This window comes from Aeromonas sp. 2MA4 (assembly GCF_029237305.1).
GTDB classification, from domain to species: domain Bacteria; phylum Pseudomonadota; class Gammaproteobacteria; order Enterobacterales; family Aeromonadaceae; genus Aeromonas; species Aeromonas salmonicida.
In genome coordinates, this window is sequence record NZ_JAACFY010000003.1 from 131,397 (window position 1) to 157,400 (window position 26,004).

28 protein-coding genes, 1 tRNA gene and 1 other RNA gene are annotated in these 26,004 nt (G+C 60.3%); 5 read left to right on the forward strand and 25 right to left on the reverse strand.

Going from position 1 to position 26,004, the window contains the following annotated elements:
* Positions 1-44 precede the first annotated feature (44 nt).
* From nuoL to GWQ31_RS04750, 21 genes are all read right to left on the reverse strand, one after another.
* Positions 45-1,892, reverse strand: a complete 1,848-nt coding sequence (gene nuoL, locus GWQ31_RS04650; protein ID WP_275908762.1) for an NADH-quinone oxidoreductase subunit L — start codon at positions 1,890-1,892, stop codon at positions 45-47.
* Positions 1,889-2,197, reverse strand: a complete 309-nt coding sequence (gene nuoK, locus GWQ31_RS04655; RefSeq protein ID WP_005314891.1) for an NADH-quinone oxidoreductase subunit NuoK — start codon at positions 2,195-2,197, stop codon at positions 1,889-1,891. Before nuoK ends, nuoL begins: the two co-directional genes overlap by 4 nt.
* On the reverse strand, positions 2,194-2,745 hold the full coding sequence (nuoJ, locus tag GWQ31_RS04660) for an NADH-quinone oxidoreductase subunit J (RefSeq protein WP_058395411.1): 552 nt from the start codon (positions 2,743-2,745) through the stop codon (positions 2,194-2,196). The genes nuoK and nuoJ overlap by 4 nt, the downstream gene beginning before the upstream one ends.
* A 10-nt stretch (positions 2,746-2,755) precedes the next feature.
* On the reverse strand, positions 2,756-3,298 hold the full coding sequence (gene nuoI / locus GWQ31_RS04665) for an NADH-quinone oxidoreductase subunit NuoI (protein ID WP_021140920.1): 543 nt from the start codon (positions 3,296-3,298) through the stop codon (positions 2,756-2,758).
* Positions 3,299-3,307: 9 nt separating this feature from the next.
* On the reverse strand, positions 3,308-4,276 hold the full coding sequence (gene nuoH / locus GWQ31_RS04670) for an NADH-quinone oxidoreductase subunit NuoH (RefSeq protein WP_021140921.1): 969 nt from the start codon (positions 4,274-4,276) through the stop codon (positions 3,308-3,310).
* Complete coding sequence (nuoG, locus tag GWQ31_RS04675; protein ID WP_275908763.1) at positions 4,273-7,002, reverse strand: NADH-quinone oxidoreductase subunit NuoG; 2,730 nt, start codon at positions 7,000-7,002, stop codon at positions 4,273-4,275. Before nuoG ends, nuoH begins: the two co-directional genes overlap by 4 nt.
* 55 nt (positions 7,003-7,057) lie before the next feature.
* The gene (gene nuoF / locus GWQ31_RS04680) at positions 7,058-8,443 is read right to left on the reverse strand and encodes an NADH-quinone oxidoreductase subunit NuoF (RefSeq protein ID WP_275908764.1); all 1,386 of its coding nucleotides are present in this window, start codon (positions 8,441-8,443) and stop codon (positions 7,058-7,060) included.
* Positions 8,440-9,006: an NADH-quinone oxidoreductase subunit NuoE gene (gene nuoE, locus GWQ31_RS04685; protein ID WP_275908765.1), complete on the reverse strand. Its 567-nt coding sequence runs from the start codon at positions 9,004-9,006 to the stop codon at positions 8,440-8,442. The genes nuoF and nuoE overlap by 4 nt, the downstream gene beginning before the upstream one ends.
* 74 nt (positions 9,007-9,080) lie before the next feature.
* Positions 9,081-10,850: an NADH-quinone oxidoreductase subunit C/D gene (nuoC, locus tag GWQ31_RS04690; protein ID WP_338149975.1), complete on the reverse strand. Its 1,770-nt coding sequence runs from the start codon at positions 10,848-10,850 to the stop codon at positions 9,081-9,083.
* A 38-nt stretch (positions 10,851-10,888) separates the two neighbouring features.
* Positions 10,889-11,563: an NADH-quinone oxidoreductase subunit B gene (locus GWQ31_RS04695; RefSeq protein ID WP_005314925.1), complete on the reverse strand. Its 675-nt coding sequence runs from the start codon at positions 11,561-11,563 to the stop codon at positions 10,889-10,891.
* Between the two features lie 29 nt (positions 11,564-11,592).
* Positions 11,593-11,997, reverse strand: a complete 405-nt coding sequence (locus tag GWQ31_RS04700; protein ID WP_021140926.1) for an NADH-quinone oxidoreductase subunit A — start codon at positions 11,995-11,997, stop codon at positions 11,593-11,595.
* 386 nt (positions 11,998-12,383) lie between these two features.
* A non-coding RNA gene (locus tag GWQ31_RS04705) (RtT sRNA) lies at positions 12,384-12,512 on the reverse strand.
* Positions 12,513-12,566: 54 nt separating this feature from the next.
* A tRNA-Ser gene (locus tag GWQ31_RS04710) sits at positions 12,567-12,654 on the reverse strand.
* Positions 12,655-12,922: 268 nt separating this feature from the next.
* Positions 12,923-13,540, reverse strand: a complete 618-nt coding sequence (locus GWQ31_RS04715) for a TPM domain-containing protein (protein WP_005314938.1) — start codon at positions 13,538-13,540, stop codon at positions 12,923-12,925.
* A 20-nt stretch (positions 13,541-13,560) separates the two neighbouring features.
* Positions 13,561-14,295, reverse strand: coding sequence for a TPM domain-containing protein (locus tag GWQ31_RS04720; RefSeq protein WP_125601964.1), 735 nt, complete (start codon positions 14,293-14,295; stop codon positions 13,561-13,563).
* Positions 14,292-14,897 (reverse strand): LemA family protein, encoded by a 606-nt coding sequence (locus tag GWQ31_RS04725; protein WP_275908766.1) that lies wholly within the window; start codon positions 14,895-14,897, stop codon positions 14,292-14,294. Before GWQ31_RS04725 ends, GWQ31_RS04720 begins: the two co-directional genes overlap by 4 nt.
* Positions 14,898-14,939: 42 nt before the next feature.
* A complete protein-coding gene (gene mepA, locus GWQ31_RS04730) occupies positions 14,940-15,677 on the reverse strand; it encodes a penicillin-insensitive murein endopeptidase (protein WP_058394109.1) in 738 nt (245 codons plus the stop codon).
* On the reverse strand, positions 15,671-16,552 hold the full coding sequence (locus tag GWQ31_RS04735; RefSeq protein ID WP_345893293.1) for an amino acid ABC transporter permease: 882 nt from the start codon (positions 16,550-16,552) through the stop codon (positions 15,671-15,673). The genes mepA and GWQ31_RS04735 overlap by 7 nt, the downstream gene beginning before the upstream one ends.
* Entirely contained in the window at positions 16,552-17,373 is an 822-nt protein-coding gene (locus GWQ31_RS04740) for a transporter substrate-binding domain-containing protein (RefSeq protein WP_275908768.1), read from the reverse strand. The genes GWQ31_RS04735 and GWQ31_RS04740 overlap by 1 nt, the downstream gene beginning before the upstream one ends.
* A 2-nt stretch (positions 17,374-17,375) precedes the next feature.
* The gene (locus GWQ31_RS04745) at positions 17,376-18,173 is read right to left on the reverse strand and encodes an amino acid ABC transporter permease (RefSeq protein WP_275908769.1); all 798 of its coding nucleotides are present in this window, start codon (positions 18,171-18,173) and stop codon (positions 17,376-17,378) included.
* Positions 18,166-18,936, reverse strand: a complete 771-nt coding sequence (locus GWQ31_RS04750) for an amino acid ABC transporter ATP-binding protein (RefSeq protein WP_011898629.1) — start codon at positions 18,934-18,936, stop codon at positions 18,166-18,168. Before GWQ31_RS04750 ends, GWQ31_RS04745 begins: the two co-directional genes overlap by 8 nt.
* 106 nt (positions 18,937-19,042) lie before the next feature.
* Here GWQ31_RS04750 and GWQ31_RS04755 point away from each other — a divergent pair, with 106 nt between their 5' ends.
* Positions 19,043-19,585, forward strand: a complete 543-nt coding sequence (locus tag GWQ31_RS04755; RefSeq protein ID WP_275908770.1) for a hypothetical protein — start codon at positions 19,043-19,045, stop codon at positions 19,583-19,585.
* A 218-nt stretch (positions 19,586-19,803) separates the two neighbouring features.
* Positions 19,804-20,082 (forward strand): RNA-binding protein, encoded by a 279-nt coding sequence (locus tag GWQ31_RS04760; RefSeq protein WP_011898630.1) that lies wholly within the window; start codon positions 19,804-19,806, stop codon positions 20,080-20,082.
* Positions 20,083-20,160: 78 nt separating this feature from the next.
* Here the strand turns inward: GWQ31_RS04760 and GWQ31_RS04765 are convergent, their stop codons facing one another.
* Positions 20,161-21,060 carry an aldo/keto reductase family oxidoreductase gene (locus GWQ31_RS04765; RefSeq protein ID WP_275908771.1) on the reverse strand — a complete coding sequence of 300 codons (900 nt, stop codon included), beginning with the start codon at positions 21,058-21,060 and terminating at the stop codon, positions 20,161-20,163.
* 108 nt (positions 21,061-21,168) lie between these two features.
* Between GWQ31_RS04765 and GWQ31_RS04770 the strand changes: the two genes are divergently transcribed.
* The 3 genes from GWQ31_RS04770 to ltaE all read left to right on the forward strand — a co-directional run bounded on the left by GWQ31_RS04770 (position 21,169) and on the right by ltaE (position 23,474).
* Positions 21,169-21,576, forward strand: coding sequence for a hypothetical protein (locus tag GWQ31_RS04770; protein WP_005314974.1), 408 nt, complete (start codon positions 21,169-21,171; stop codon positions 21,574-21,576).
* Between the two features lie 89 nt (positions 21,577-21,665).
* On the forward strand, positions 21,666-22,367 hold the full coding sequence (locus tag GWQ31_RS04775) for an SDR family oxidoreductase (RefSeq protein WP_265421547.1): 702 nt from the start codon (positions 21,666-21,668) through the stop codon (positions 22,365-22,367).
* A 90-nt stretch (positions 22,368-22,457) separates the two neighbouring features.
* Positions 22,458-23,474, forward strand: a complete 1,017-nt coding sequence (gene ltaE / locus GWQ31_RS04780; RefSeq protein WP_275908772.1) for a low-specificity L-threonine aldolase — start codon at positions 22,458-22,460, stop codon at positions 23,472-23,474.
* Positions 23,475-23,537: 63 nt separating this feature from the next.
* Here ltaE and GWQ31_RS04785 read toward each other — a convergent pair whose 3' ends face one another.
* Genes GWQ31_RS04785 through GWQ31_RS04795 form a run of 3 tightly spaced genes read right to left on the reverse strand, consistent with a single transcriptional unit; the run spans position 23,538 to position 26,003 of the window.
* Positions 23,538-23,969 (reverse strand): PAS domain-containing protein, encoded by a 432-nt coding sequence (locus GWQ31_RS04785; RefSeq protein WP_005314981.1) that lies wholly within the window; start codon positions 23,967-23,969, stop codon positions 23,538-23,540.
* Between the two features lie 9 nt (positions 23,970-23,978).
* Positions 23,979-25,010, reverse strand: coding sequence for a response regulator (locus GWQ31_RS04790; RefSeq protein WP_125601988.1), 1,032 nt, complete (start codon positions 25,008-25,010; stop codon positions 23,979-23,981).
* A 54-nt stretch (positions 25,011-25,064) separates the two neighbouring features.
* Positions 25,065-26,003 carry a LysR family transcriptional regulator gene (locus GWQ31_RS04795; RefSeq protein WP_275908773.1) on the reverse strand — a complete coding sequence of 313 codons (939 nt, stop codon included), beginning with the start codon at positions 26,001-26,003 and terminating at the stop codon, positions 25,065-25,067.
* Position 26,004: the final 1 nt, after the last annotated feature.

The window sequence follows — 26,004 nt, forward strand, 5'->3', positions numbered from 1 at the left end:
TGTGCGAGTAATGGTACTAGTCCGCGTTCAGGGGCCGCATGGGATCAGCCAAGCAGCAACAGAGCCAGGATCAGGGTGGCACCCATCCCCATGGAGGCGGCATACCAGCGCAACTTGCCGGAAACGGTCCAGACCAACAGCTGGTGGCCGCGCTGTGCCAGCCAGGCGGGCAGGTTCATCATCCAGTCCAGCGGGTCCTTGCCAAGCAGTCGGGTCCCCAGCAGATAGGGTTTGACCCACAGCCGTTCATACAAGCAGTCAAAGCCCCAGGCATTGAACCAGAGGGTGCTGAGCAGCCGGCCCGGCGCACTGGATGCAATCTTGTTTGCCAGGCGTCGTTCGCCGAGGAACAGGAAGGCCGCCAGGGCAATGCCCGCGATGGCAACAATGCCTGAGACGATCTCCAGGGTATGGCGACCCGCTTCGATATTGTCTCCCGGCCCGGCTGGCAGTACTCCGGCCAGTGGCGGCACTATCAGGGCCCCAATACCTGTGGAGAGCACCAGCAACACCAGCAGCGGCAGCTGGTGGGCCAGACCGTGACCGGCATGGGCTTGCGTCTGCACCTTGCCGTGGAAGGCGATGAAAATGAGGCGGAAGGTATAGAGCGAGGTCAGGAAGGCGCCCACCAGACCCGCCCACAACAGGGGGGTCTGGCCGGATGCCTGCACCTGCCACAGGATGGCGTCTTTACTGTAGAAACCGGCGGTCACCAGCGGCAATGCAGCCAGCGCCGAGCCTCCCACCAGGAAGCAGGCATAGACCAGTGGCAAGCTTTTGCGCAGGCCCCCCATCTTGAAGATGTTCTGCTCATGGTGACAGGCAACGATGACGGCACCGGCGGAGAGGAACAAGAGCGCCTTGAAGAAGGCGTGGGTCATCAGATGGAAAATGGCCCCTTCCCAGGCACCGACCCCGAGGGCCAGAAACATGTAACCGATCTGGCTCATGGTGGAGTAGGCGAGGATCCGCTTGATGTCGGTCTGCACCAGGGCTGCGAAACCGGCCAGCACCAGGGTAATGGCACCGACCAGCGCCACCAGATGCAGGATCTCGGGGGTCAGCAGGAAGAGGCCGTGGGTGCGGGCAATCAGGTAGACACCGGCGGTCACCATGGTGGCGGCGTGGATGAGGGCCGAGACCGGGGTCGGGCCTGCCATGGCATCCGCCAGCCAGGTTTGCAGCGGCAGCTGGGCAGATTTGCCGACCGCACCGCCCAGCAACATCAGGCAGGCCAGGGAGAGGGCAGGGGAGCCCTCGGCAAACATGACGGGGGCACGCACCAGCAGCTCGTGGATGTTGAGGGTGCCCAGCTCCCGGTAAAGGATGAAGAGGCCGATGGCGAGGAAGACGTCGCCAACCCGGGTCACCACGAACGCCTTGAGGGCGGCAGCCCCGTTGGCCGGGTTGCGGTAGTAGAAGCCGATCAACAGGTAGCTGCACAGCCCCACCCCTTCCCAACCGAGGTAGACAAACAGCAGGTCATCGGCCAGCACCAGAAACACCATGCTGGCGATAAAAAGGTTGGTATAGGTGAAGAAGCGGGAATAGCCCTCTTCCCCGCGCATGTACCAGGAGGCGAACAGGTGGATGAAGAAACCCACCCCTGTCACTACCCCCAGCATGGTCAGCGACAGGCCGTCCAGTGCGAGGCGGAAGCTGGGACTGAAGTTGCCCACCGCCATCCATTGCCACAGGGTCTGGGTATAGACGCCGCCGACCGGCATGGCAGTGAGGAAATCGACGCCGACCCACAGGGTGATGAGGGCCGACAACCCTATGCTGCCAACCCCGATCAGGGCCGAGGTGCGCTCGCCGAAACGGCCGATGGAGAAGGCCAGCACCAGCCATCCCAGCAGCGGAAATAGAAACGTCAGGTATAAGAGGCTCATCCGCGCATCTCGCTCACAGTGTCCACGTTGAGGGTGTGGTAACGACGATAGAGCAGCAGTAACAGGGCGAGGCCGATACTGGCCTCCGCTGCCGCCAGAGAAATCACCAGTATGTACATGATCTGGCCATCGGCCTGGGCCCAGCGGCTGCCAGCCACCACGAACGCCAGCGCCGAGGCATTCATCATGATCTCGATACTCATGAGAATAAACAGCAAGTTACGGCGGATCAGCAGACCGCATAACCCGATGCAGAACAGGATCGCAGCCAGCAGAAGGCCGTGTTCCATTGGAATGCCATTCATAGCGGTCCTCCTTCTTGTGACGAACGTGATGAGGCGCGGGGGACAGAAAGCACCTCGCCGCTCTTGTCTTCACGACCCAGATGGTAGGCGGTCACCAGACCCGCCAGCAGCAGGATGGAGGCCAGCTCCACCGCCAGCACATAGGGGCCGAACAGGGCTATGCCCACCTCTTTCGCACTGACGTCACTCAGACCAAGCTGACCACCGGTCACGCCCAGGATGCCGTAGGCCAGAAAGCCGAGCAGGATGAGAGAGAGCAGGGCGGGGCCACCCCAGGTCATGGGGGTGAGCCACTTCTTCTCCTGGGCCTGGGACGACCCCAGGTTCAGCATCATCACCACGAACACGAACAGCACCATGATGGCGCCCGCATAGACGATCACCTGCAGGGCGCCCGCGAAAGAGGCCCCCAGGCAGAAGAAGATCATGGCCACGGCGATGATCGAAATGATGAGATTGAGCAGCGCATGCATGGGATTGCTGGTGCTGATCACCCGCAGCGTGCTGTAAACGGCGACCAGGGCCGCGGCATAAAATGCCAGTTCCATGATTGACTCCTCAGGGCAGCAGGCTTTTGACATCGATGGGTTTGGCTTCGTGCTCGGCATCCCCTTTCGGCTTGCCGTCGATGGCCATCCCGCTCATGCGATAGAAGTTGTAGTCCGGGTATTTGCCGGGCCCGCTGATCAGCAGATCTTCTTTCTCATACACCAGATCCTGGCGGCGGTATTCCCCCATTTCGAAATCCGGCGTCAGCTGGATGGCGGTAGTGGGGCAGGCTTCTTCGCACAAACCGCAGAAGATGCAGCGGGAGAAGTTGATGCGAAAGAACTCGGGATACCAGCGGCCATCGTCGCGTTCGGCTTTTTGCAGCGAGATGCAACCGACCGGGCAGGCCACGGCGCACAGGTTGCACGCCACGCAGCGCTCGTCACCGTCCGGATCACGGGTCAGTACGATACGACCACGGTAGCGGGGCGGGCTATAGACGGATTCCTCCGGATAGCTCAGGGTCTCGCGGGGACGCCAGGCATGGGAGAACACCATGCCCAGGCTACGTAACTGGGTGCCGACACCCTTGATGATGTTAATGATTTTCATAGTCGTGCCTCACTGCACATTTATCAGCACCACAGCGCCGGTGATCAGCATATTGACAAGGGTCAACGGCAAGCAGACTTTCCAGCCAAACGACATCACCTGGTCAAAGCGCGGCCTTGGCAAGGAAGCCCGCAGCAGGATGAAGAACACCATGAAACAGGCCGTCTTCAGGGCAAACCAGATGAAAGGGGGTAACCAGGGGCCATGCCAGCCGCCGAAGAACAGGGTCACTATGAGGGAGGAAATCAGCACTATGCCGATGTATTCGCCCACGAAGAAGAGACCCCATTTCATGCCCGCGTACTCTATGTGATAACCGTCGGCGAGCTCCTGCTCGGCCTCCGGCTGGTCAAACGGGTGACGGTGGGTGACGGCGACACCGGCAAACAGGAAGGTGATGAAGCCCAGTATCTGGGGCACCACGTTCCACAAGCCGGCCTGGGCCTCGACAATGTCTCTCAGGTTGAAGCTGCCGGTCTGGATCACTATCCCCATCAGGGAGAGCCCCAGGAACACTTCATAGGAGAGGGTCTGGGCAGAGGCGCGCAGGCTGCCGAGCAATGAGTACTTGTTGTTGCTCGACCAGCCGGCGAACAGCACGGCATAGACAGCGAGCCCCGCGATAGCCAGGATGTAGAGCAGCCCCACGTTGAGATCCGCCACGCCCCAGGTAGGGGTGATGGGTACCACCGCAAACGCCAGAATAAAAGCTGTGAAGGCGATGATGGGGGCCAGGATGAAGATCCGGCGATCGGCGAACGGCGGGATCCAGTCCTCCTTGAAGAACATCTTGATCATGTCGGCTGCCAGTTGCAGCAGGCCGAACGGGCCCACCCGATTGGGGCCGTATCTGTCCTGCCACAGGGCTAGCAGGCGGCGTTCGATGAAGCTCATGAAGGCGCCAGCCCCCACTATCCCCACCAGCACTATCAATGCCTTGCCAACCTCCAGCAACAGGTCGATCAGGGAATCACTCATGCGATGGCCTCCTGCAGGTTGTTGATATAGGCCTGTTGCAGTGCGGTCGGCAGACCGTTCACTCCAAGGGGCAGTCCCAGCAGGCCCTGCGCCAGGGCATGGCTCAGTCGCAGCTTCAGACGCCAGTGGTTGCCACCCCAGGAGAAGCTCACCTGGTTGCCCGCCTTGAGGGCAAGGCGAGCCGCATCGGCCGGGTTCAGCACCAGCTCGGGTTCGTTCATGCGCGCCTGTATGACGGGGCTTCTGGCGGAGAGCTCCTCGCCACCAAACAGCTGGTCATAGTTGACCACCTGCAGGGCTTCCTGGGCGGTGAAGGGGGCAGGAATGGTATCGAACCAAGCCAGGGTGTCGTCGCCCGGCTCCAGCAGACGGCGACCGGGATCGCCGGCCCTAAGGTTGCCACCTACCTCGCTCTGGAACTTGTTCCAGGCAGAGGGGGAGTTCCACCCCGGCGCCCAGGCGAATGGCACCTGTTGCATCGGCTGACGGGCACCGGCATAGCCCTCCATGGAGAAGCTGAAGGGGGAATCCGGGTCTTGCGCCACTCTGGGTTCGCTGACGTTCTGATCTGCCAGCATGGAGGTGCGGCCGCTGTAGCGGTGCGGTTCACGGGCCAGCTTCATGCCACGGATCCGCAATCCGGCGTTGGGGGCCGCTTCCTGCATGGTGGCCAGCAGCGGATGGCTGGTGGCGCAGTCATGGCTTATCTGCTCATAGGTCTGCCAGCGCAGCGGTTGGCGCAGGAGGGCGCCTTGCAGCGCGGCCAGCCAGCGCCACCCTTCACGCACCTGAATGTCGGCGTTGTAGAAGGCGGGGGCATAGACCTGGAAGAAGCGCTGGGCGCGCCCCTCCATATTGACCAGGGTGCCATCGGCCTCGGCAAAGCTGGCGGCAGGGAGCACCAGATCGGCTTTTTGAGCGGTCTGGGTAGCCTGATGATCGATGACCAGCAGGTGTTGCAGACGATTGAAGGCGGCATCGACCCGATTGCGCGGGGCACGGCGGTAGAGATCGTTCTCCAGGGTCACCAGCGCCAGATTATCCTGGGCCTCGATGCGGGTGAGTGCGGCTTCCAGCGGGGCGGCGTTGCCGGCCAGCATGGCCAGCCCCAGGCTGTTGGCTTCTTGTGCCACCAGTGCCAGACTGACGTCCTGACCGCGGCCTTTGAGGGCGCGGGCGATGTTGCTGGCCGCGTCGATCAATGCCGGGGTGCGGGCGCCTGAGCCTGCGATGATGAGCGGCTTTTTGGCATTGCCAAGCAGGTCGGCCCAGCGAGCGGCTTGCGCCTGCTGCTCTTGGCCGAGATCGGACAGGGCTGGCGCCGAGCTGTCGAGCAGATGGGCGATGGCAAAGCCGAGGCGGGCTTGATCCGCATGGGGGGCGTGCAGTTTTTCTGCCGCCACGTCGTCGAGGCGGGTGCTGTCCAGGCTGGTGATGAGCAGCGGGTAGCGCTCATTCTGGCCCAGGGTCTGCACAGCGGCGACCTGCCACAAGTCCACCTTCATTTTGCGGGCGATTTCACGGGCCTTGCCCTTGACCGATTGGCGCAGCGCCAGGGCGATACGGGCGGCGCTCATGGTGACATCTTCACCGAGCACCAGAATGGCGTCGGCCTCTTCCATGTCCCGCAGGCTCGGCGTGCGAATACCGCTGTGCTGCAGTATGTGCTGCATCTTTTGCAGGCACGCCCACTCGCTTTGCTCAACGCCGCAATAGAAGTTGTCGGCCCCGACCAGTTCGCGCAGGGCGAAGTTGCTCTCCAGCGACGCGCGCGGTGAGCCGATGCCGATGACGGCGCTGGCGGTGCGCAGGGCATCGGCGGCGCGGTTGAGGGCGCCATCCACAGTGATGGCCAGTTGGTCACTGCCCTCTTTCAGCAGAGGTTGACGCGGGCGATCCGCGAGATTGACGTAGCCATAGCCAAAGCGGCCACGATCGCACAGGAAGTAGTGATTGATGCCGCCATGGAAGCGGTTTTCTATGCGGCGCAGTTCGCCATAACGCTCACCCGGGCTGATGTTGCAGCCCACCGAGCACTGCTGGCAGACGCTGGGGGCAAACTGCATGTCCCACTTGCGGTTGTAACGCTCTGAGTGGGTCTTGTCGGTGAACACGCCGGTGGGGCAGATCTCCACCAGGTTGCCGGAGAATTCGCTCTCCAAGGTGCCATCTTCGACCCGGCCGAAATAGACGTTGTCGTGGGCGCCATAGACCCCCAGATCCTCGCCACCGGCGTAATCCTTGTAGTAACGCACACAGCGATAACAGGCGATGCAGCGGTTCATCTCATGATTGATGAAAGGGCCCAGTTCCTGATTCTGGTGGGTACGCTTGGTAAAACGGTAGCGACGGCTGTTGTGGCCTGTCATCACCGTCATGTCCTGCAGGTGGCAGGCTCCGCCCTCTTCACAGACAGGGCAGTCGTGGGGGTGGTTGGTCATCTGCCACTCCACCACACACTTGCGAAACTCTTTCGCCTCTTCGTCTTCGATGGAGATATAGGTGCCATCGGTAGAGGGGGTCATGCAGGACATGACCAGCCGGCCGCGCTTGTCGTCGGCATTCTGATACTGCTTGACCGCACACTGGCGGCAGGCACCCACGCTACCCAGCGCCGGATGCCAGCAAAAATAGGGGACGTCCAGACCCAGCGACAGACAGGCCTGCAGCAGGTTGTCTGCCCCGTCTACCTCGTACTCTTTACCGTCTACAAAAATGGTCGCCATACAACGTTCCTGAAACCTATGGTGAAATCGGCTATTGCCCGATGCGCCTTGGCGCTTACCAGCGTTCGCCCAGCAGATTGGGCTGGATCCCTTTGAGCAGCGAGTGATGGTCGCTTGGCCCCTTGATACCGGCCTCGAATTCGGATCTGAAATACTTGAGTGCGCTGGCAAGGGGTTCGACGGCGCCGGGCGCGTGGGCACAGAAGGTTTTGCCCGGCCCAAGGAAATTGCAAAGCTGCTCCAGGGTCGCGAGATCCCCTTGCTGTCCCTCGCCACGCTCCAGTGCCCGCAGCAGCTTGACGCTCCAGGGCAGGCCATCACGGCACGGGGTGCACCAACCGCAGGATTCGCGAGCGAAGAACTCTTCCATGTTGCGCAAGAGCCCTACCATGTTGATGCTGTCATCGACTGCCATGGCGAGGCCGGTGCCCATGCGGGTGCCCACCTTGCCGATACCGGCGGTATACATCTGGGCATCCAGGTGCTCTGGCAGCAGGAAGCCGGTGCCAGCCCCGCCCGGTTGCCACGCCTTGAGGCGGTAGCCTGGCTTCATGCCACCGGCGTAGTGCTCAAACAGCTCGCGGGCCGTGATGCCAAAGGGCAGCTCCCAGACCCCGGGGTTGTTCACCTTGCCGGAGAAACCCATCAGCTTGGTGCCGTGATCTTCAGAGCCCGGCAGCGCCAGTCCCTGATACCAGGCCACGCCATTGCCTATGATGGTTGGCACGTTGCACAGGGTTTCGACGTTGTTGACGCAGGTGGGCTTGCCCCAGACGCCGGAAACAGCGGGGAAGGGGGGCTTGGCGCGCGGGTTGGCGCGCCGGCCTTCCAGTGAGTTGATCAGCGCAGTCTCTTCACCACAGATGTAACGACCGGCGCCGGTGTGGACGAACAGCTCGAAATCAAAGCCGGATCCCAGAATGTTCTTGCCGAGCAGGCCGGCGGCCTTGGCTTCGATCACCGCACGGCGCAGATGGATGGCAGCATCCACGTACTCACCGCGCAGGAAGATATAGCCGCGATAGGCCTTGAGCGCCTTTGCGGAGATGAGCATGCCCTCGATCAGCAGGTGGGGCAGCTGCTCCATCAAGAGGCGATCTTTCCAGGTATTGGGTTCCATCTCGTCGGCATTGCAGAGCAGGTAACGTATGTTCATGCTCTCGTCTTTGGGCATCAGCCCCCACTTCACCCCTGTGGGGAAGCCGGCGCCGCCACGACCCTTGAGACCGGCATCCTTGACGGTGCCGACTATCTCATCAGGGCTCATCTGGCCCAGCGCCTTGCGGGCAGCGTCATAGCCTTGCTTGCTCTGGTATTCATCCAGCCAGACCGGCTGGCCGTCGTCACGCAGTCGCCAGGTGAGCGGATGAGTCTCGGGGGCCCGGGCCGTGCGGTTGGCGGTGCCGAGAGAGGCGAGGATCTTGTTGATTGGAAGACTCATGGATAAGCCTCCAGCGTCTTGATCAGTGTGGCGGCATCGAGCCCGCCATAGGTGTCGTCATCGATCATCAGGGCCGGGCCCTTGTCGCAGTTGCCGAGGCAGCAGACGGGCAGCAGGGTGAAGCGGCCATCGGCGCTGGTCTGGCCGGGGGCGAGATCCATCCCTTCCTTGAGGCCGGCCAGCAACCCTTCGTGGCCGTTGATGTAACAGACCATGCTGTCACAGACGCGGATGATGTGGCGGCCTACCGGCTGACGGAAGATTTGACTGTAGAAAGTGGCAACCCCTTCCACGTCGCTGGCGGGAATGCCGAGCTCGGTGGCGATGGCATAAATGGCACCGTCCGGTACCCAGCCACGGGCCTGCTGCACGATCTTGAGCGCTTCAATGCTGGCGGCGCGGGGATCTTCGTAGTGGTGTTTCTCATGTTCGATAGCGTCCCGTTCGGCCTGGCTCAGGACGAAGCCGTCTGTTGGTCCAAGGACGGGTCCATCCCCCTTGCCCCCGCACGCACTCTGCCCCTGCGGGGTCTGACTGTTTTGGCACTGACATTGCTGGCTCATGGCTTAACCTTTTGTGGCTTATTCTTTTTGTCTCGTCACGGTTGTTGAGTGCTGTGGTTTGATTACCCGAGGACTCAACGATCCACATCCGACATAACGAAATCGATACTGCCCAGATAGACGATGAGATCCGACACCATGCTGCCCTTGATCACGGAGGGGATCTGTTGCAGGTGAGCAAAGCTCGGGGTGCGGATCCGGGTCCGGTAGCTCATGGTGGAGCCATCGCTGGTCAGGTAATAACTGTTGATCCCCTTGGTGGCCTCTATCATCTGGAACGACTCGGCGGCCGGCATCACAGGGCCCCACGACACTTGCAGGAAGTGGGTAATCAGCGTCTCTATGTCTTGCAGGGTGCGATCCTTGGGGGGCGGTGTGGTGAGGGGGTGATCCGCCTTGAAGGGCCCCTCCGGCATGTTCTTCATGCACTGCTCTATGATCGACAGGCTCTGGCGGATCTCCTCGATGCGTACCGTGGCCCTGTCATAGGCATCGCCATTGCTGCCCACCGGCACTTCGAAGTCGAACTGGTCATAACCCGAATAAGGGCGCCATTTGCGTACGTCAAAGTTGAGGCCCGTGGCCCGCAGACCCGCCCCCGTCGTGCCCCAGGCGAGCGCCTGCTCAGTGGTGTAGGCAGAGACGCCAATGGTGCGCCCGCGCAAAATGCTGTTACGCATGGCGGCTTTTTCATAATCCATCAGACGCTTGGGCAGCCAGCTCAGCAGATTGTCCTGCACCAGTCGCTGCCATCCCTTGGGCAAGTCGTGGGCAACGCCACCGATACGGAACCAGGCCGGGTGCATGCGGGCACCCGTGATGGCTTCGATGATGGTGTAGATCTTCTGCCGGTCGGTGAAGGTAAAGAAGACAGGGGTCATGGCCCCCACGTCCTGGATATAGGTGCCAAGGAACAGGAGGTGGCTCTGGATGCGGAACAGTTCCGCCATCATCACCCGGATCACGTCGACCCGGTTCGGCACCTTGATGCCGGCCAGTTTCTCCACTGCCAGCACGTAAGGCAGGTTGTTCATTACCCCGCCCAGATACTCGACCCTGTCTGTGTAGGGGATATAGCTGTGCCAGGACTGGCGCTCACCCATCTTTTCGGCACCGCGATGGTGATAACCTATGTCGGGCACGCAGTTGCGTATCTCTTCTCCATCAAGCTGCAACACCAGTCGGAAGGCGCCGTGGGCGGACGGGTGGTTGGGACCGAGGTTCAAGAACATATAGTCCTCGTTCTCGTTGCCACGGGCCATGCCCCACTCTTCCGGTTTGAACAGCAGGTTCTCCTGCTCCATGTCCTGCTTGGCGGCATCGAGCATGAAGGGATCGAACTCGGTGGCCCGTGCAGGATAGTCCTTGCGCAGCGGGTGACCCTGCCAGCTCTTGGGCATCATGATGCGGGTCAGATGGGGATGACCGTCGAAGGTTATGCCCAGCAGATCCCACACTTCCCGCTCATACCAGTTGGCGTTGGGGAAGTGGCCTGTGAGGGTGGGAAGATGCAGGTCGCTCTCGGCAAGGGGCACTTTGAGCATCACATCGGCGTTACGGTCGATGGAGATGAAGTGATAGAAGACGGTGAAGTCGCTCTGGGGCAGGCCGTCACGATGGCTGCGCAGCCGTTCGTCGGTGGCGCTCAGGTCATACAGCATCACGAACGGGGAGGGGAGCTTGCGCAAAAAGCCCACCACATCCAGCAGCAGTTCGCGGGCGAGCCAGATCACGGGTACGCCGGTACGGGTACTCTGCACGGTGAAACGCTCGGCACCGAAGTGGGCAAACAGTTCGCCGACAACCTGGGTATCCTGGTGATCGCTGGGTTGCCACTGGGCCATGGTGTAATTGCTGGGAAAATCGCGAGTCAGTTTCATGGTCAGATCTCATCCGGCGTGCGCAGGTTGGTCACCTTGATCCGCTCGCCCCGTTTGCGGTCTTTCTCGGCCGGCATGTCGGGACGGTAGATACCCTGATCGCCGACGACCCAGGAGAGGGGGCGGCGTTCCTTGCCAATGGAGTCCTGCAGCAGCATCAGGGCTTGCAGGAAGGCCTCGGGACGGGGCGGGCAGCCCGGAATATAGACGTCGACCGGCAGGAACTTGTCTACCCCCTGTACCACTGAATAGATGTCATACATGCCGCCCGAGTTGGCGCAGGCGCCCATGGAAATGACCCACTTGGGTTCGAGCAACTGTTCATACAGTCGCTGGATGACAGGCGCCATCTTGATGAAGGGGGTACCGGCGATCACCATGAAATCCGCCTGACGGGGCGAGGCCCGGATCACTTCGGCACCGAAGCGGGCCACGTCATGGGGGGAAGTGAACGCGGTACACATCTCCACATAGCAGCAGGATATACCGAAGTTGTAGGGCCAGAGGGAGTTTTTGCGACCCCAGTTGACGGTGTCTTGCAACACCTCTTCGAGACGCCCCATCATGATGCCGCGCGTCGCGTCTTGTGCCAGCGGGTCATCGACGGTCTGGCTCTGTTCCTGTGGATAGCGCTCAACGGGCGCATCCGGGTCAATCCGGGTCAGGGTGTACTTCATGGTGCAACCTCAAAAAGAGAATCAGTAAGTCAGTCAGGCTTCTTGTCGGTCAGGGCGCGTTTTTTCGGTGCCCAGTCGAGGGCGCCGATACGCCACAAGTAGAGGAGTCCTACCAGCAGCAAGCCGATAAAGATGGCGGCTTCAATGAAGCCGACCCAGCCGCTTTCCCGAACGGAAACAGACCAGGCAAACAGGTAAAGCGCCTCTACGTCGAAGATGACGAAGAACATGGCAACCAGATAGAACTTGGCGGAGAAGCGCAGGCGGGCGTTACCCACCGAATCGACGCCAGACTCGAAGGGCTTGTTTTTGGCACGGCCGTGGGCGCGGCCACCCAGCAGGGCGGCGAGGCCGATCATCACCAGACAGAGGCAGATGGCTGCAATGACATAAATGGCAAAAGCCCAATGTTGAACAGCAATATCAGCAAACATAGAGATTTTCCCTAACCAAATTAATCACGTGACTTAACAATAATGTTACGCATTATGGCACTTTCATACTGATTTACATGTCATTTCAGCGGATTAATAATTAATCGGCGGGGGTAAAATTGTTTTTTGCTACAAAGGTCAATTTTCTCATTTGAGAATGATTTTCAACGGCTGGAACAAGCCCGCAAAACAGTGTTTCGTAGAGATGGGCAAAGATGGCGGGTTTACACAGCGAGAGGGGAATGAAGGGAATTTGGTCGGGCAGAGGGGAGAGCGTCCAACACTGCAGCATGCAATCTTGGTAAGAGTAGAGGAAGGAGAGTCGGCAGCAGAGGATAGGCCGGCCCAAAAGCAAAAAACCGACCCTGAGGTCGGTTTTTTAAATTTGGCGGTGAGGGAGGGATGATTCGCCACTGCGTGGCTCACCCCTTCGGGGCGGCCGTTGGCCGTTCATCGCAGCAAGCTGCTCTGCTCGAACCCAGCGAGGGTTCTCACCCTCCCTCGTCGACATCAGCGTTGCGGTTTCCCCAAAAGCAAAAAACCGACCATCAGGTCGGTTCTTTTGAATTTGGCGGTGAGGGAGGGATTCGAACCCTCGATACGTTGCCGTATACACACTTTCCAGGCGTGCTCCTTCAGCCACTCGGACACCTCACCAAATTTTTACTGCTTTGAAGTGGCTTTCGGATCACGCTGTGCGTGCTTTCTTGCCTACTTTGTCGGTGGGCAGCCTCTCGGACACCACACCAAATTTTCGACCAGAGTTTAACGTGTTCGGCCAACACTGAGTTCGCTGCGCTGTTGCGCCGGAACGGGGCGTAATTTAGGGGAAAGGGCTGCCTGGGTCAACCACTTTTCCCCTTATTTTTCATAATCTTTATCGAGCGGCTATCCCTTGAACAAAATGCCGATATTTTAAACCCGATCAGGGCTTGTCCAGGATGATCAGGCTGTCAGGCAGCTCGTTTTGATCCCGGGTAGCCGGGAAGGCGTCGGTCAGGATGGCGCTGGTGCGCTCCACGCATTCGAGGAATCCCTGCTCCACCTCCTTGTTGCGTACCCGGCGGGTGAAGTCATCGATGATCGCCTGCCACTGGTCATTGTCGATGTGCTGGGCGATGCCGTCATCCACCAGTATCTCGACGTAGTGCTCGGCCACAGAGACAAAGATCAGCACCCCCAGCCTGTCACGGGTGCGGTGCAGCCCCTGCTCGACAAACTGCAGGCGCGCCATCAGGGCGGCTCTGTGCCTGCGTACCTTCTTCGGGATCAGGTACATTTTGATGGGAGTCCAGTGGAACAGTATGCTCAGCAGCAACCAGACTGACCACTGTGCCAGCAGTATCTCGTACCAGCCGAGCCAGAAGCCGAGTTCGAACACCAGCAGGGGCGTGAGCATGGCAATCAGGGCTGCCCACAGGGTGGGAATGTAGCGATAGCCGTCGCTGGCCGGGGCCAGTACTGTGACCAGCTCGGCGTCTGTTTCCAGCTCCGCTTCGCGAACCTTGGCCTGCAGGGTGTGAAAGAACTGTTTAGAAATCATGGTCTGTCTCTTTATTCCTGTTACCAACCACCGGAGGCACCACCGCCACCAAAACTGCCGCCGCCACCGCTGAAGCCACCGCCGCCACCTCCTCTGCCGCCGAAGCTACCGGCGCCAAAACCACCGGCCAGAAAAGCCGCGCGGCGTCGACCACCGCCACCGCCCCCACCGCCTCCGCGCAGGTTATGCAGCACTATCATCACAATCACCATCAGAATGAACAGCCAGGGACCACCCAGCTTGTCCTCTTTCTTGGCGGTGTCCACTGGCTGATATTCACCCGCCAATGCCTGCATGATGCTCTGGCTGCCAGCCACTACGCCCGCAACCATGTCGCCACGTTTGAAGGCGGGCAGGATCCGGGTCTGGATGATGTTGGCGGCAATGGCATCGGGCAGGGCACCCTCCAGCCCATAGCCCACTTCGATACGCACTTTGCGCTCATCTTGAGCGATCAGCAGCAGCACACCGTTGTTCTTTCCCTTCTGGCCTATGCCCCAATGACGACCGAGCTGATAGCCGTACTCCTCTATGGTCTCGCCATCCAGGCTGTCGATGGAGACCACTACCAGCTGGATGCCGCTGCGTTTTTCAAACGCGGCCAGTTGCTGGGTCAGCTGGTGGGCCTGCTTGCGGGACATCAGGTTCGCCTCGTCCACGACCCGGCCGCTGAGGGCTGGAAAGTCGGGAGCGGCTTGCAGTACTGCGGTCCAGAGCAACAGACAGGGCAGTAACCAGCGGGCAAATTTGCTCATTGGAAGCTGACCTTGGGCGCCTCTTCAGCCCCGGGTTTGGCACTGAAACTCGGTTTGGCTTCGAGATCCGAATAGAGCAGCTTGGACCAGATGATGCCGGGGAAGGTGCGGATCTCGGTATTGAACTGGCGCACCGCCTCTATGTAGTCACGGCGTGCTACCGAGATGCGGTTTTCGGTGCCTTCCAGCTGCGCCTGCAGGGTGAGGAACTGCTGATCTGCCTTGAGATCCGGATAGCGCTCCACCACCACCATCAGGCGGGAGAGGGCACTGGAGAGCTGGTTCTGGGCCGCTTCAAACTCCTTGAGCTGGGCCGGATCGCTCACCTGCACACTGCCAACCCTGGCTCGGGCATCGGTGACTGCTTTGAGGGTCTCCTGTTCGTGGCTGGCGTAGCCCTTGACGGTGGCCACCAGATTGGGAATGAGATCGGCGCGGCGCTGATACTGATTCTCGACCTGGCCCCAGCTCGCCTTGACCTGCTCATCCAGGGTCGGAATATTGTTCATGCCGCAGCCGGTCAATCCCAGCAGCAGGGTCAGTGTCAACAGGCTCTGCGTGGTGCTGCGCCAGAGTGAAGTGGCCATCTTGTTGTTCTCCATTGAAATTTCTAGCGGATATGGGCACACCATACCAGCTTGGGGTCAGTTGCCACAACGGGCGGGCAGGATGGGCATCTTGTTGATACCTGAGACCTTGGGTAGCTGTGGCTTGTCCTTGAGCCAGGAGGCCAGCTCGGCGCCGCAGCCATTGCCGGGGGGAATGGGGGCTTGTGGCTCGCAATCCGGGCTGCCGACGGGGCAGCGCAACCGCACATGAAAGTGGCTGAAGTGGCCGACCCAGGGGCGCAGTTTGGCAACCCAGGGCTCATCGGCGGCCCGTTTGCACACCTCTCCCTTGATGACGGGGTTGATAAAGATGCGCGCCACCTCGGGCTTGCTGGCAGCCAGTCGCAACAGGTTCAGTTGCTCCGGACCGAAGCGACCCGGCAATACCCGATAGCTGGGCTCGTCGATCAGCGCCCACTCCTTGGGGGCATCCTGCTCCCACTTGCTGATGGGGCGGTTGGCCATGCGAAACCAGATGTCGGCATCCAGGCCCGTCTGGTGACTGCGATGGCCCGAGGTAAAGGGGCCGCCGCGGGCCATCGCCAGATCGGCGATATAGAGATCCGGCATGCCCGCCATGCGGGTCTGGTTGGCCAGCCCCTGCAGATAGTGGATGAGGTCGGGATGACCGTAGTAACGCAGCCGCTTGGTGCGGATCACCTGATACCCGGGTCCCTCCAGTGGCAGGGCCATGCCGTTTTTGAGGCAACCGGCGGCATAACCGCCGATCGCCTCGGCCTGCAGTACAGAGGCCAGTAACAGGGACGTCAGCATCTATGGGCTCCTTGTTTTGCTTCGAGTCGGCTGAGCAGCACAAACAGACTCAAACATATCAATAAATAGGCGGCCGCCACCAGTAGCCAGATTTCATAAACCAGCCCGCTGGAGTTGGCCATCTCGGTGCCGACGAAGGTGAGCTCTTGCACCGAAATGAGGGAAACGATGGCGGTATCCTTCACCAGTGCGATGAGCTGGCCGGTGAGGGGAGGCAGCATCAGCAACATGGCCTGGGGCAGGATCACCCGGCGCAGCCGCACCCGAGGCGAGAGCCCCAGACTCTGCGCCGCTTCCCACTGCCCTTTGGGCACGGCCGCGAGACCGGCACGGACTATCTCGGCGACGAAGGCGGCGCTGATCATGCCGACACAGAGGGTGCCAGAGATGAGGTTCTCCCATCTGGCGGGCGGGCCCAGCAGCGCCTCTTGCCAGGGGGAGAGTGACAGAGTGCCGAGCCAGCGGGAGAGGCCGCTCGCCGGCAGTAATTGATTGGCGATAAAGAAGTAGAAAATGAAGATAAACACCAGCGGCGGCAGATTGCGGATCAACTGGATGAACAGGGTCGCCGGCAACACCAGCCAGGGACGGCGGCTGAATGCCGCCAGACCCAGCGCAGTGCCCAGCAGCAGCGCCAGTGCCATGCCGAGCAGGGCGATGCGCAAGGTGGTGAGCAAGCCGCTGAAAAAATAGGGCAACTCACCCTGGGGGCCGCGCGTGAACAGCAACTCAAAGGCGGCCTGCCAGTGCCATTGGTAGGCCACGCCAAGGTGCAATCTGCTGGCAAGCCACATGCCTGCCAGCAGCAGTATCAGCATGAGTATCCCGTCGAGCCAGCCGACGGCTCGGGTAGCGCGTTTGATGGCAATCAGCATCAGGGATTGGCGACCTGGGCTTCCCATGCCAGCGACTTGAACCAGTAGTCATGACGGACCTTGAGCCAGCCGTCGGCCTGACGGGCGGCGATCCACTCGTTGAACTGCTCGGCCAGGGCGTCATCCCCTTTGCGCAGTGCAAAGCCTTCGCTGCCTTGCGACAGCGGTTCGGCAAACGGCATAAAAAGAGCTTCGGGGTGGCGCAGTGTCTCTTGTTCCGGTTTCGGGGAAGAGGAGAGGGCGCCGTGGGCGCGGCCGTTCAGTACTTCCTGAAACACTTGAGATTCATCATCGAACTGGCGAAGAGTCGCCTTGGGGAAGTTCTCCTTGGCGACCTGCACCGGTGAGGCGCCACGGCGCACCGCCAGGATCACGCCGCGCTGGTTGAAGTCGGACAGCGTCTTTTTGTCCTGGGCCTGCGCCTTTGAGGCGGCCAGCTGGATGCCTGAGTGGGAGTAGGCCTGAGTGAAGCGCACGCTCTTCTCCCGTTCGGGTGTGATGGTGAGGCCGCCTATGATGACGTCATATTTTTTTGCCAGCAGGGAAGGAATGATGCCATCCCAGGCGGTGGGGACGAATTCGACCTGCCAGCCGTTATCGGTGGCCAGGCGGCGGGCAACATCGATTTCGAAGCCGATGAGGGCGCCTTGTTTGTCGCGCATCGCCCAGGGGGCAAAGGTGGACATGCCAACCCGCAGGGTGCCGCTTTGTTCTATCTGCGCCAGGGTGGCAGATGCCTCGCCTTCTGCCTGGGCAGGGGTAAAGAGAGCGGTAAAGAGCAGGGCTGCGCCCGACAGGGCGGTTTTGAACGAGAGTGACATGGTTAGCGTCCTTGTTGTTCCGGATCCAGATAACGGGCGAGCGCCCGCGAACAGGCTGACAGTGTCAGCGTCAACAGCAAATAGAGGGCGGCCACGGTGAACCACACCTCAAAGGTGAGGAAGGTATCGGCCACCAGAGTACGCCCTTCGTTGGTGAGATCGAAGATGGCGATGACACTCACCAGCGCCGAGTGCTTGATGAGGGACACCAGCTCGTTGGTGAGCGGAGGCAGCACGATACGAACCAGTTGCGGCAGTATCACTTTGCGCAGTGTGATGGCCCGTGACAAACCAAGAGAGCGCGCTGCCTCCCACTGTCCGCTGGGGATGGCCTGTATTCCTGCTCGCAACACTTCGGCGGTGAAGGCCCCCTGATAGAGGGAGAGACTCAGCACGGCGCAGGCGAGCGGGGCCAGTCCCAACATGGGGCCCAGCAGAAAATAGAGGATGTAGAGTTGCACCAGCTGGGGCGTGGTGCGCACCAGCGCCAGATAGGTGACGGCAAGCCAGGGGCCCAGACGAGAGGGAAGCAGACGCAGGCTGACGACGGAACACCCGACGACCAGGGTGCCAACCAGACTGAGCAAGGCGACTTGCAGGGTAACCAGCAAGCCGCTGAGCAGTGGGCCAGGGTAGAAGTCGCCATCTTCCCACTCCCCGAGAAAGGGGCCGACCCGCTGCCACTGCCACTCATAACCCATCTGATGGGCACCACTGTAGAGCACCCAGCCCAGCAGCAGGATCAGCAACAGGATTGCCAGCAACCAGCTGGCGAGGCGGGTGGGTCGGGTATCAGCCATGGTAGCTGAGCACCTGCTCGAGAAAGGCACGGGTTCTCGGGTGAGCAGGCTTGCTGAACAGCTGAGCCGGCGGGGCGGATTCGATGATCTTGCCCTCATCCATGAAGAGCACCCGGTCCGCCACCTGGCGGGCAAAACCCATCTCGTGGGTGACGCAGATAAGCGTCATTCCCTCGTCAGCCAGCTCGCGGATCACATCCAGTACCTCGCGGATCATCTCGGGATCGAGGGCAGACGTCGGCTCATCAAACAGCATCAGTTCCGGCTGCATGCAGAGGGAGCGGGCGATGGCCACGCGCTGCTGCTGGCCGCCTGAGAGCTGGTGGGGGTACTTGTCGGCCTGTGCCTGAATGCGTACGCGTTCCAGCAGGCCGAGGGCACGGGTTTTGGCCGCTTGCGTGCTCAGTCCCAGCGTATGTACAGGGGCCACCATCAGGTTTTCCAGCACCGTCATATGGGGAAACAGGTTGAACTGCTGAAACACCATGCCGACTCGCCCTTGCAGACGACGAAGGTAGGCGGGGGTAACGGGCTCGCCAAACAGGAACAGCTGGCCGCTGTCTATCCCCTCCAGGCCGTTGATGGTGCGGATCAGCGTGGACTTTCCCGAACCTGACGGGCCGCAGATAACCCACTTCTCCCCCCGCGCTATGGTGAGGTCAATCTGATGCAGGGCCTGGAAGTCACCGTAGAATTTGTTGACGCCACAAAAGCGCACACAAGGCTGCGAGCTGGTCAAGAAACAAGTTCCATTGAGTATCATTGATGCCATGGTATTGATTTTATAGGGGGATGACAAAGAAAACCCCCTTGTCAGTCCCGTGAGGTCTATTCACAATGGCGCCATTTCACGGTCACAGGAACCTTTCATGCGAATTACATCCTTGCTGGCAACCCCCGGGGTTCGCTTGCTGATGCCGCCGGCAATGCCCTATCGCTGCGTCATTTTTCTGTTGTTGCTGACGAGTTGGGGCGTGGTGGCTGCCTCCTTGTGGTATGGACGGGGTGCCATGGGGTTGCTCCACTGGGTTGGGGTCATCTTCGGGGGCATCACTGGGATCCTGGTCTCTCTGCCACGCAGTTGGCAACGCTGGCGGCTGGCCGAACTGGGTTGGGATGACGAGCACCTCTATCTGCTCAACGGCAGCGATGATCAGGCGCTGGCCTTGCCTAAAACAGCGCTGGTGGCCATCGAACGGGAGTACAAGGTAGGTCACGACGGCCAGTGGCTGGCGTTCAGTCTGGACCTTCGACTCGACTGTGCACAGCTTGCTGCGGCGACCACGCTTATGGGGCTGGGCCGCGAAGGGACCCATGAGGTTGCCCCTGGCATCTACCGCTTTGGCTTTAAACGAGCCTGGCATAGCCGCCGGGCGATCAAGGGGGTACTGAACGAGCTGCTCCCGGTTTGAACTGACTATTTTCTCGACAATCCAGCTCAAAGCTCAGATACTGCCAGTGACTCGAATTGATCTTGCCTGTTCTGTTCACCCAAGAGATCAATGACTTGAGTGAGCAGAACGGGGAGTGCCAAGGCATGACGCCCTGGCAGGTCCGGCATGGGGGTTGTGCCCTTACCTTTGTGTTGGTGATGGGATAGAGAAGGCACCTTGAATCGAGAGTGGATGGCATGAAGATTTACGTAGGTAATCTGTCGTACCGGATGACGGCCGACGAACTGACAACCGTGTTCAGCCAATTTGGACAGGTAGACAAGGTCGATATCATCATCGACCGAGATACCGGTCAGTCCAAGGGGTTTGGCTTTATTGAAATGCCTGTTAATGGCGATGCCGAAAAGGCCATCGCCGGTTTGCATGGCACCGAGATCGGTGGCCGTACCATCACAGTCAACCAAGCCAAACCGAAGACAGATGCACCACGTGGTCGCCCCCAGCGTCATCGTTGAGTTGCCTCGTTAATGCAAAACGGCATGGGTTTTCCCATGCCGTTTTTGTTTGTGCGCGATTGGGCCATCAAGCAGGGGTCAGGGTACGTCGTAACCAAGCGCCGCTTTGCGAATGCGGAACCACTGCTGGCGAGTGAGCGCTATGGACTCGGCTGCCACGGCAGCGGCAATCCGCTCCCGCTTGCCTGAGCCAATCAGCGGCAGCGGCTGGCTCGGCAGCATCATTACCCAGGCGTACACCAGTTGCTCTATGTTCTGGGCTCCCACTTCATGACGGATCTGCTCGAGCTCGGTGCGCAGCGGCGCATACTCCTGGCCATCGAACAGGCGTCCGCCACCCAGGCAGGACCAGGCCATGGGCTTGATGCGCAGTTGCTGACAGAGATCCAGGGTGCCATCCAGCGTCGTGCTCTGATTCAGAGGCGATATCTCCAGCTGATTGGTGACCAGCGGGAAGGGCAGGCGGGACTGCAGCAGCTCGAACTGGCGGGCACTGAAGTTGGACACCCCCAGATGTTTCACCTTGCCCGCCTGCTTGAGGCTGATAAAGGCATCGGCCACCTCATCGGCATCCATCAGGGGGTCCGGACGGTGGATCAGCAACAAATCCAGGTGATCGGTCGCGAGTTTGCGCAGGGAGTCCTCGGCACTGGCGATGATGTGCGCCTTGCCGGTGTTGTAGTGGTTGAGGGCATGCTCAGGCTTGGCGGTGAGGGCGATGCCACACTTGCTGACGATTTCCATCCGGTCACGCAAGGAGGGTTCCAGGCGCAGGGCATGGCCAAATGCCTCTTCGCACTGGTAGCCACCATAGATATCGGCGTGATCTATGGTGGTCACCCCCAGGTCCAGGTGGTACTTCATCAGATCGAGCAGGGCGGCCGGGGAGAGCTGCCACTCCATCAGACGCCAGTAGCCCATGATAAGGCGAGAGAAGGTCGGGCCCTGGGCGTGCAGGGCGAGGCGAGATACAGACATGGGTGACTCCTAGGGGAATAAATGCTGCCAGCATCTTGGTCTCTTCTGCCAGGCAAGGCAATAATGTGGTTTTTGTTCATTCGAACTTTAGTTCTGACGGGATTCATGATGGACGGATTTGCCGCGCGGTTGCAGAGTCTGATCGGGGAGGGCAGTGTCAGCGCCTTCGCCCGCAAGGTGGGTTTAAGTGAAGCCCTGATCCGCAAGTACCTGAAGGGAGCCGAGCCCGGCCTTGGCAAGGCAAACCAGATTGCCATGGGAGCCAACTGTTCGCTGGAGTGGCTCGCCACCGGTTGCGGCTACCTCTATCGACAGGCGGAAGTAGTGGATCGGGAGGCGTTGGCCGCCGCCGGCACCCTGCTGCAGGAGCTGGTTCCCGAGCAATCCCTGCCAGATGAAAAACAGCTGGTCACCCTGCTCGCGTATTACCAGTTCTTGCGCAGCCACAAGAAGGCAGATGGTTTTCTGGATCTGGCGCTGGCACGGGAGTTTGGCAAACATCTGGGTGAGGCATAAAGCCGCATGGGGGTTGCCGCCTCCCCTTGGCGGCAAGCGGTCATTATTCTGATAACCTCTAAACAGGCAGTCAATCCAGGGAGAGGGTGATGGGCTATCTGATCTTGGGCAGTGGTGGATTGGGCACGGCGCTGGCCAGGGAGCTGTCAGCCCGTGGCGAGGAGCTGGTACTGGCGGGCAGGCAACTGCCAAAAGGACTGGATCCGGCCTGCTACTTTCCGTTGCAGGAGGTGGATCCGCTCTCTTTCGATGCGCTGTTCACCCTCTATGACACAGTCGCCCTGCCGAGCGTGGTGATCAACACCATAGGCCTGTTGCACGATATCAACTTCATGCCGGAGAAGCGGGTAGAGGAGGTCAATCCCAAGTGGCTGTGTGACAGCCTGCTGGCCAATGCCTGGCCCACTCTGGCCGTGGCTGCCCGGCTTGGCCGCCTGATGGCGGAGGATAGCCAAGTCTGGCTCTGTGCCATTTCTGATCTGGCGGGAGCCATAGGCGCAAATGAACAAGGGGAACGTTACAGCTACCGCATGAGCAAGGCGGCCCTCAACATGGGGGTCAGGACCCTTGCCCATGAGTGGGCCGAGCGCTTTCCCAAGTCCGGCGTGATCACGATACACCCTGGCCTCATGGCAACCCCCATGAACCAACCTTTTTTTCATGCACTGGCATCTGCTCCGTTGCAGGACCCCGCCCAGGTTGCCCCCTCTTTGCTGACTTTAATTGCAGGCATGTCCCTGACTCAATCTGGCGCTTTTGTTGATCTGCAGGGGCAGCCGCTGCCCTGGTAGGCGGTCACCGGGCTCACATTCCAGAAACTCCCTGCTTGCCAAGCCAGCCTGCGCTGGCTAACGTCATCCTCCTGCACCAGGAGGGATGTCATGCGCTATATCGATTTACGAAGTGATACTGTCACCCAACCCACGGATGCCATGCGTCAGAGCATGCTCCATGCCGAGGTTGGGGATGATGTCTATGGGGAGGATCCGGGCGTCAATGGGCTGGAAGCCTATGGTGCCGACCTGCTTGGCAAAGAAGCCGCGCTGTTCGTGCCATCCGGCACCATGTCCAACTTGCTGGCGGTGATGAGCCATTGCCAGCGTGGGGAAGGTGCCGTGCTGGGCTCGGCAGCCCACATCTATCGCTACGAGGCTCAGGGTTCTGCCGTGCTGGGGTCTGTGGCCCTGCAACCCGTGCCCATGCAGGCCGATGGCTCACTGGCGCTGGCCGACGTGCGCGCAGCCATTGCCCCTGACGATGCCCATTTTGCCCAGACTCGCCTCGTTTGCCTCGAAAACACCCATAACGGCAAGGTGTTGCCGTTAAGCTATTTGCACGAGATGCGTGAGTTTGTCGACGAGCACAGCCTGCTGCTGCATCTGGACGGCGCTCGCCTGTTCAACGCAGTCGTGGCGAGTGGCCACTCGGTGCGTGAGCTGGCCGCGCCGTTTGACAGTATTTCCATCTGTCTTTCCAAAGGGCTGGGAGCGCCGGTGGGATCGCTGCTGGTGGGTTCTCATGCCTTCATCGCTCGTGCCAGACGGCTGCGCAAGATGGTGGGTGGCGGCATGCGCCAGGCGGGGATCCTGGCCCAGGCCGGTCTGTTTGCCCTGCAGCAGCATGTGGTGCGCCTTGGTGACGATCACCGCCGCGCCAGACGGCTGGCCGAAGGGCTGGCGGCGCTGCCGGGCGTCAGGCTGGATCTGGGGCAGGTGCAGACCAACATGGTGTTCTTGCAACTGACGAGTGGTGAGAGTGCACCTTTGCTGGCTTTCATGAAGGAGCGGGGGATCCTCTTCTCCGGTTATGGCGAGCTGCGGCTGGTGACCCATCTGCAGATCAATGACGACGACATCGAAGAGGTGATCGACGCCTTTACCGAGTATCTCGGCGCGTGACAATGCCATGAAATGAAACAGGGCGCTTCGGCGCCCTGTTTTGTTACTGCATGGTCTTGTTCGTCATATCTGCCGTTGCCCTGTCATCAGCATGGCTTCGTCGGTGGCATCGTAGATCATCACGGCGATGTGGGTCACCTGGCCGCCAAAATCGGCCAGCGGCACCAGGGTCAGGTTCTGGAACATATGGGGAGCCGAGCCTGTGATGGGGCGATAGTTGGAGAAACGCAGCAGATAGGGTCTTTGTTCCCAGGTGCTGAAGGCGCGGTTGTTGAGCTGGAACACCATGTTGGCCTTGCGCTCGAACCAGGCCCTGTCAACGTCGGGGAAAAGTTCGAACAGGACACCATCGCGCACCTCGCCCGCCATCCGGCCGCTGTGGCTCTCCATGAAGCCATTCCACACCTGCACCTTGTACTCCTTGTCGAGTACCACCAGCCCTACGTCCAGGTTCTGGACTATGTTCATCAGCCAATGAAATTCACGAATATCCATGGTCACTCCCTAGAGCATGTGCATGATTTTGTTGTTCATGGTGGCGATGGAATCTTCGGTAAACAGCAGCAGCAGGTCACACTGCACTGCGTAATCCTGGACCCGGTAGTTGATCTCGATGGCCAGGGTACGACGCCAGAGACTCTTGTTGGTGTTGATGAGATCCTTGATGGGTCTGTGCTGGCCGAGCACCACAGGGTGGCCCTGGCTGAAGGGAGTGTCGAGCTGGCTGGCATAACCGCGCAGGAAGGCACCGATCAGCACGTTGGCGGTGTCCATCAAGAGCTCCAGCTCGGCATTGCGATCCAGTGCTCCCTGATGCTTCATCAGCCGGGCAAGGTCTTTGAAGCTGGAGTCGTGGAACAGGATCAACGCTTCGCCGGCGATACCTGCACCGATGAAGCCCTGGCAGACGGCGGAAAGGGTATCCGAATCTGCGGCGGCCGAGAGGGCCATGTGCAGCTCGGAGACCTCCAGCACGTTGACGTTGGGAATGGGCAGTACCACGAAGGCATTGAGCAGGCGGGCCAGCAAATCGGCGGCCTGGCCCATGGAGACGTTGGCGAGCTCCTGATATACGTCGCGGATCTCGGGGCTGATCTTGATGCCAACGTCGGCATCGGGCTCAGCTGTTGCTATACCGGTGAGGAGGGGGGCGGGGGTCGAGGCCACGCCGTTTGGCTGCCACAAGCCGTGTTGCCTGAGCAGGGCGGTCAGGGTTTCGGGGGCGGCGGGTTTCTTGATGAAGTCGAGCGCACCGAGGCTCATGACCCTTTGATGCGCTTCAGGCTGGATGTCGCCAGAGACGACGAACACCTTGTTGCGCAGTCCCTCCTGTTGCAGGGTCTCCAGCACACCGTAGCCGTCCATTTCCGGCATGGTCAGATCCAGAAAGATCAGGTCTCCATGCCCCATCAGCACCTGCTCTATCCCTTCGAGTCCGTTTGCGGCGTAATGCAGCGTCACATCCCAGTCAGCGGGAAGGGCACGGGCCAGCTGTTTACGAGCGAATCCTGAGTCATCACATATCAATACATTCATAGTGTTAGGCTGGCCTGGTCAACGAGGATTGCTATAAGTGTGGCCCGCTCACGGTCAGATGCAATGGGCCAGACTGGTTGCTGGTGAAAATTGGTTGTCCCATTGGCGGTTCCGGTAGTGCGCCGAGTATTTTTCAACGAATTCAGCGAACATCTTAACACGCAGCGGAGCAAACTGAGGCTGGCAGCGCACCATGTAGAAGGGGCGATGGCCGGTTTTCCAGTCCGGCAGCACGGCCACCAGCTGCTCATCTTGCAAGAATGGATGCACATAATGGAGCGGGGCATTGACGATACCCAGATGCCGTCTGGCTGCCCTGACGGCCGCCTGTGTCTGGTTGACGGTCAGCTTGGCGGCGCGCTTTATCTGTATTGTCTGGTCATCCTGGCTGATCAATTGCCAGTGCTGGTGGGGCCAGCAGTAGATCAGCGCATGTTCTTCCAGCTGGGCTGGGTGGGCTGGCGTGCCCATTTTCTCCAGATACAGCCTGGAGGCGAACAGGCCATATTCGATGTGACCAAGGCAGAGGGCATTGGTCATGGATTGCGGCAGCTCACCGTTGAAGAACACCAGATCCCTATCGTTATCAAACAGGTGCTGATGGTCATTGGTCTGGGTGATGTCGAACTGTACTTCAGGATAGTGCAGACCGAAATCTGCCAGCATGTCGACCAGGAGGGTATTGGAGAGGGCGATTGGCGCCGCGAGACGGATCACGCCATTGATATCGGCTTCCCGCCCCTGGATCTCCCCCGTGGCTTGTTCAATCTCGGCCAGCGGGGTGCACAGGCGCTCGTAATATCTGAGCCCTTCATCGGTGAGGCGGAGCTTGCGGGTGGATCTGTGCAGCAAAGAGCAGCCGAGTTGCTCTTCGAGCTGAGAAATACGTCGGCTGATGGTGCCGGTCGGCATGCCCAGTGCGGCAGCTGCGTGGGAGAAGCCTCCCTCTTGCACCACCTTGACGAACAGATAGAACTCTTCGATGTACTTCATA

Coding starts and splice junctions, on each gene's coding strand:
- nuoL (WP_275908762.1), bottom strand. CDS start 1,892: ATGAGCCTCTTATACCTGACGTTTCTATTTCCGCTGCTGGGATGGCTG.
- nuoK (WP_005314891.1), bottom strand. CDS start 2,197: ATGAATGGCATTCCAATGGAACACGGCCTTCTGCTGGCTGCGATCCTG.
- nuoJ (WP_058395411.1), bottom strand. CDS start 2,745: ATGGAACTGGCATTTTATGCCGCGGCCCTGGTCGCCGTTTACAGCACG.
- nuoI (WP_021140920.1), bottom strand. CDS start 3,298: ATGAAAATCATTAACATCATCAAGGGTGTCGGCACCCAGTTACGTAGC.
- nuoH (WP_021140921.1), bottom strand. CDS start 4,276: ATGAGTGATTCCCTGATCGACCTGTTGCTGGAGGTTGGCAAGGCATTG.
- nuoG (WP_275908763.1), bottom strand. CDS start 7,002: ATGGCGACCATTTTTGTAGACGGTAAAGAGTACGAGGTAGACGGGGCA.
- nuoF (WP_275908764.1), bottom strand. CDS start 8,443: ATGAGTCTTCCAATCAACAAGATCCTCGCCTCTCTCGGCACCGCCAAC.
- nuoE (WP_275908765.1), bottom strand. CDS start 9,006: ATGAGCCAGCAATGTCAGTGCCAAAACAGTCAGACCCCGCAGGGGCAG.
- nuoC (WP_338149975.1), bottom strand. CDS start 10,850: ATGGCCCAGTGGCAACCCAGCGATCACCAGGATACCCAGGTTGTCGGC.
- GWQ31_RS04695 (WP_005314925.1), bottom strand. CDS start 11,563: ATGAAGTACACCCTGACCCGGATTGACCCGGATGCGCCCGTTGAGCGC.
- GWQ31_RS04700 (WP_021140926.1), bottom strand. CDS start 11,997: ATGTTTGCTGATATTGCTGTTCAACATTGGGCTTTTGCCATTTATGTC.
- GWQ31_RS04715 (WP_005314938.1), bottom strand. CDS start 13,540: ATGATTTCTAAACAGTTCTTTCACACCCTGCAGGCCAAGGTTCGCGAA.
- GWQ31_RS04720 (WP_125601964.1), bottom strand. CDS start 14,295: ATGAGCAAATTTGCCCGCTGGTTACTGCCCTGTCTGTTGCTCTGGACC.
- GWQ31_RS04725 (WP_275908766.1), bottom strand. CDS start 14,897: ATGGAGAACAACAAGATGGCCACTTCACTCTGGCGCAGCACCACGCAG.
- mepA (WP_058394109.1), bottom strand. CDS start 15,677: ATGCTGACGTCCCTGTTACTGGCCTCTGTACTGCAGGCCGAGGCGATC.
- GWQ31_RS04735 (WP_345893293.1), bottom strand. CDS start 16,552: ATGCTGATTGCCATCAAACGCGCTACCCGAGCCGTCGGCTGGCTCGAC.
- GWQ31_RS04740 (WP_275908768.1), bottom strand. CDS start 17,373: ATGTCACTCTCGTTCAAAACCGCCCTGTCGGGCGCAGCCCTGCTCTTT.
- GWQ31_RS04745 (WP_275908769.1), bottom strand. CDS start 18,173: ATGGCTGATACCCGACCCACCCGCCTCGCCAGCTGGTTGCTGGCAATC.
- GWQ31_RS04750 (WP_011898629.1), bottom strand. CDS start 18,936: ATGATACTCAATGGAACTTGTTTCTTGACCAGCTCGCAGCCTTGTGTG.
- GWQ31_RS04755 (WP_275908770.1), top strand. CDS start 19,043: ATGCGAATTACATCCTTGCTGGCAACCCCCGGGGTTCGCTTGCTGATG.
- GWQ31_RS04760 (WP_011898630.1), top strand. CDS start 19,804: ATGAAGATTTACGTAGGTAATCTGTCGTACCGGATGACGGCCGACGAA.
- GWQ31_RS04765 (WP_275908771.1), bottom strand. CDS start 21,060: ATGTCTGTATCTCGCCTCGCCCTGCACGCCCAGGGCCCGACCTTCTCT.
- GWQ31_RS04770 (WP_005314974.1), top strand. CDS start 21,169: ATGGACGGATTTGCCGCGCGGTTGCAGAGTCTGATCGGGGAGGGCAGT.
- GWQ31_RS04775 (WP_265421547.1), top strand. CDS start 21,666: ATGGGCTATCTGATCTTGGGCAGTGGTGGATTGGGCACGGCGCTGGCC.
- ltaE (WP_275908772.1), top strand. CDS start 22,458: ATGCGCTATATCGATTTACGAAGTGATACTGTCACCCAACCCACGGAT.
- GWQ31_RS04785 (WP_005314981.1), bottom strand. CDS start 23,969: ATGGATATTCGTGAATTTCATTGGCTGATGAACATAGTCCAGAACCTG.
- GWQ31_RS04790 (WP_125601988.1), bottom strand. CDS start 25,010: ATGAATGTATTGATATGTGATGACTCAGGATTCGCTCGTAAACAGCTG.
- GWQ31_RS04795 (WP_275908773.1), bottom strand. CDS start 26,003: ATGAAGTACATCGAAGAGTTCTATCTGTTCGTCAAGGTGGTGCAAGAG.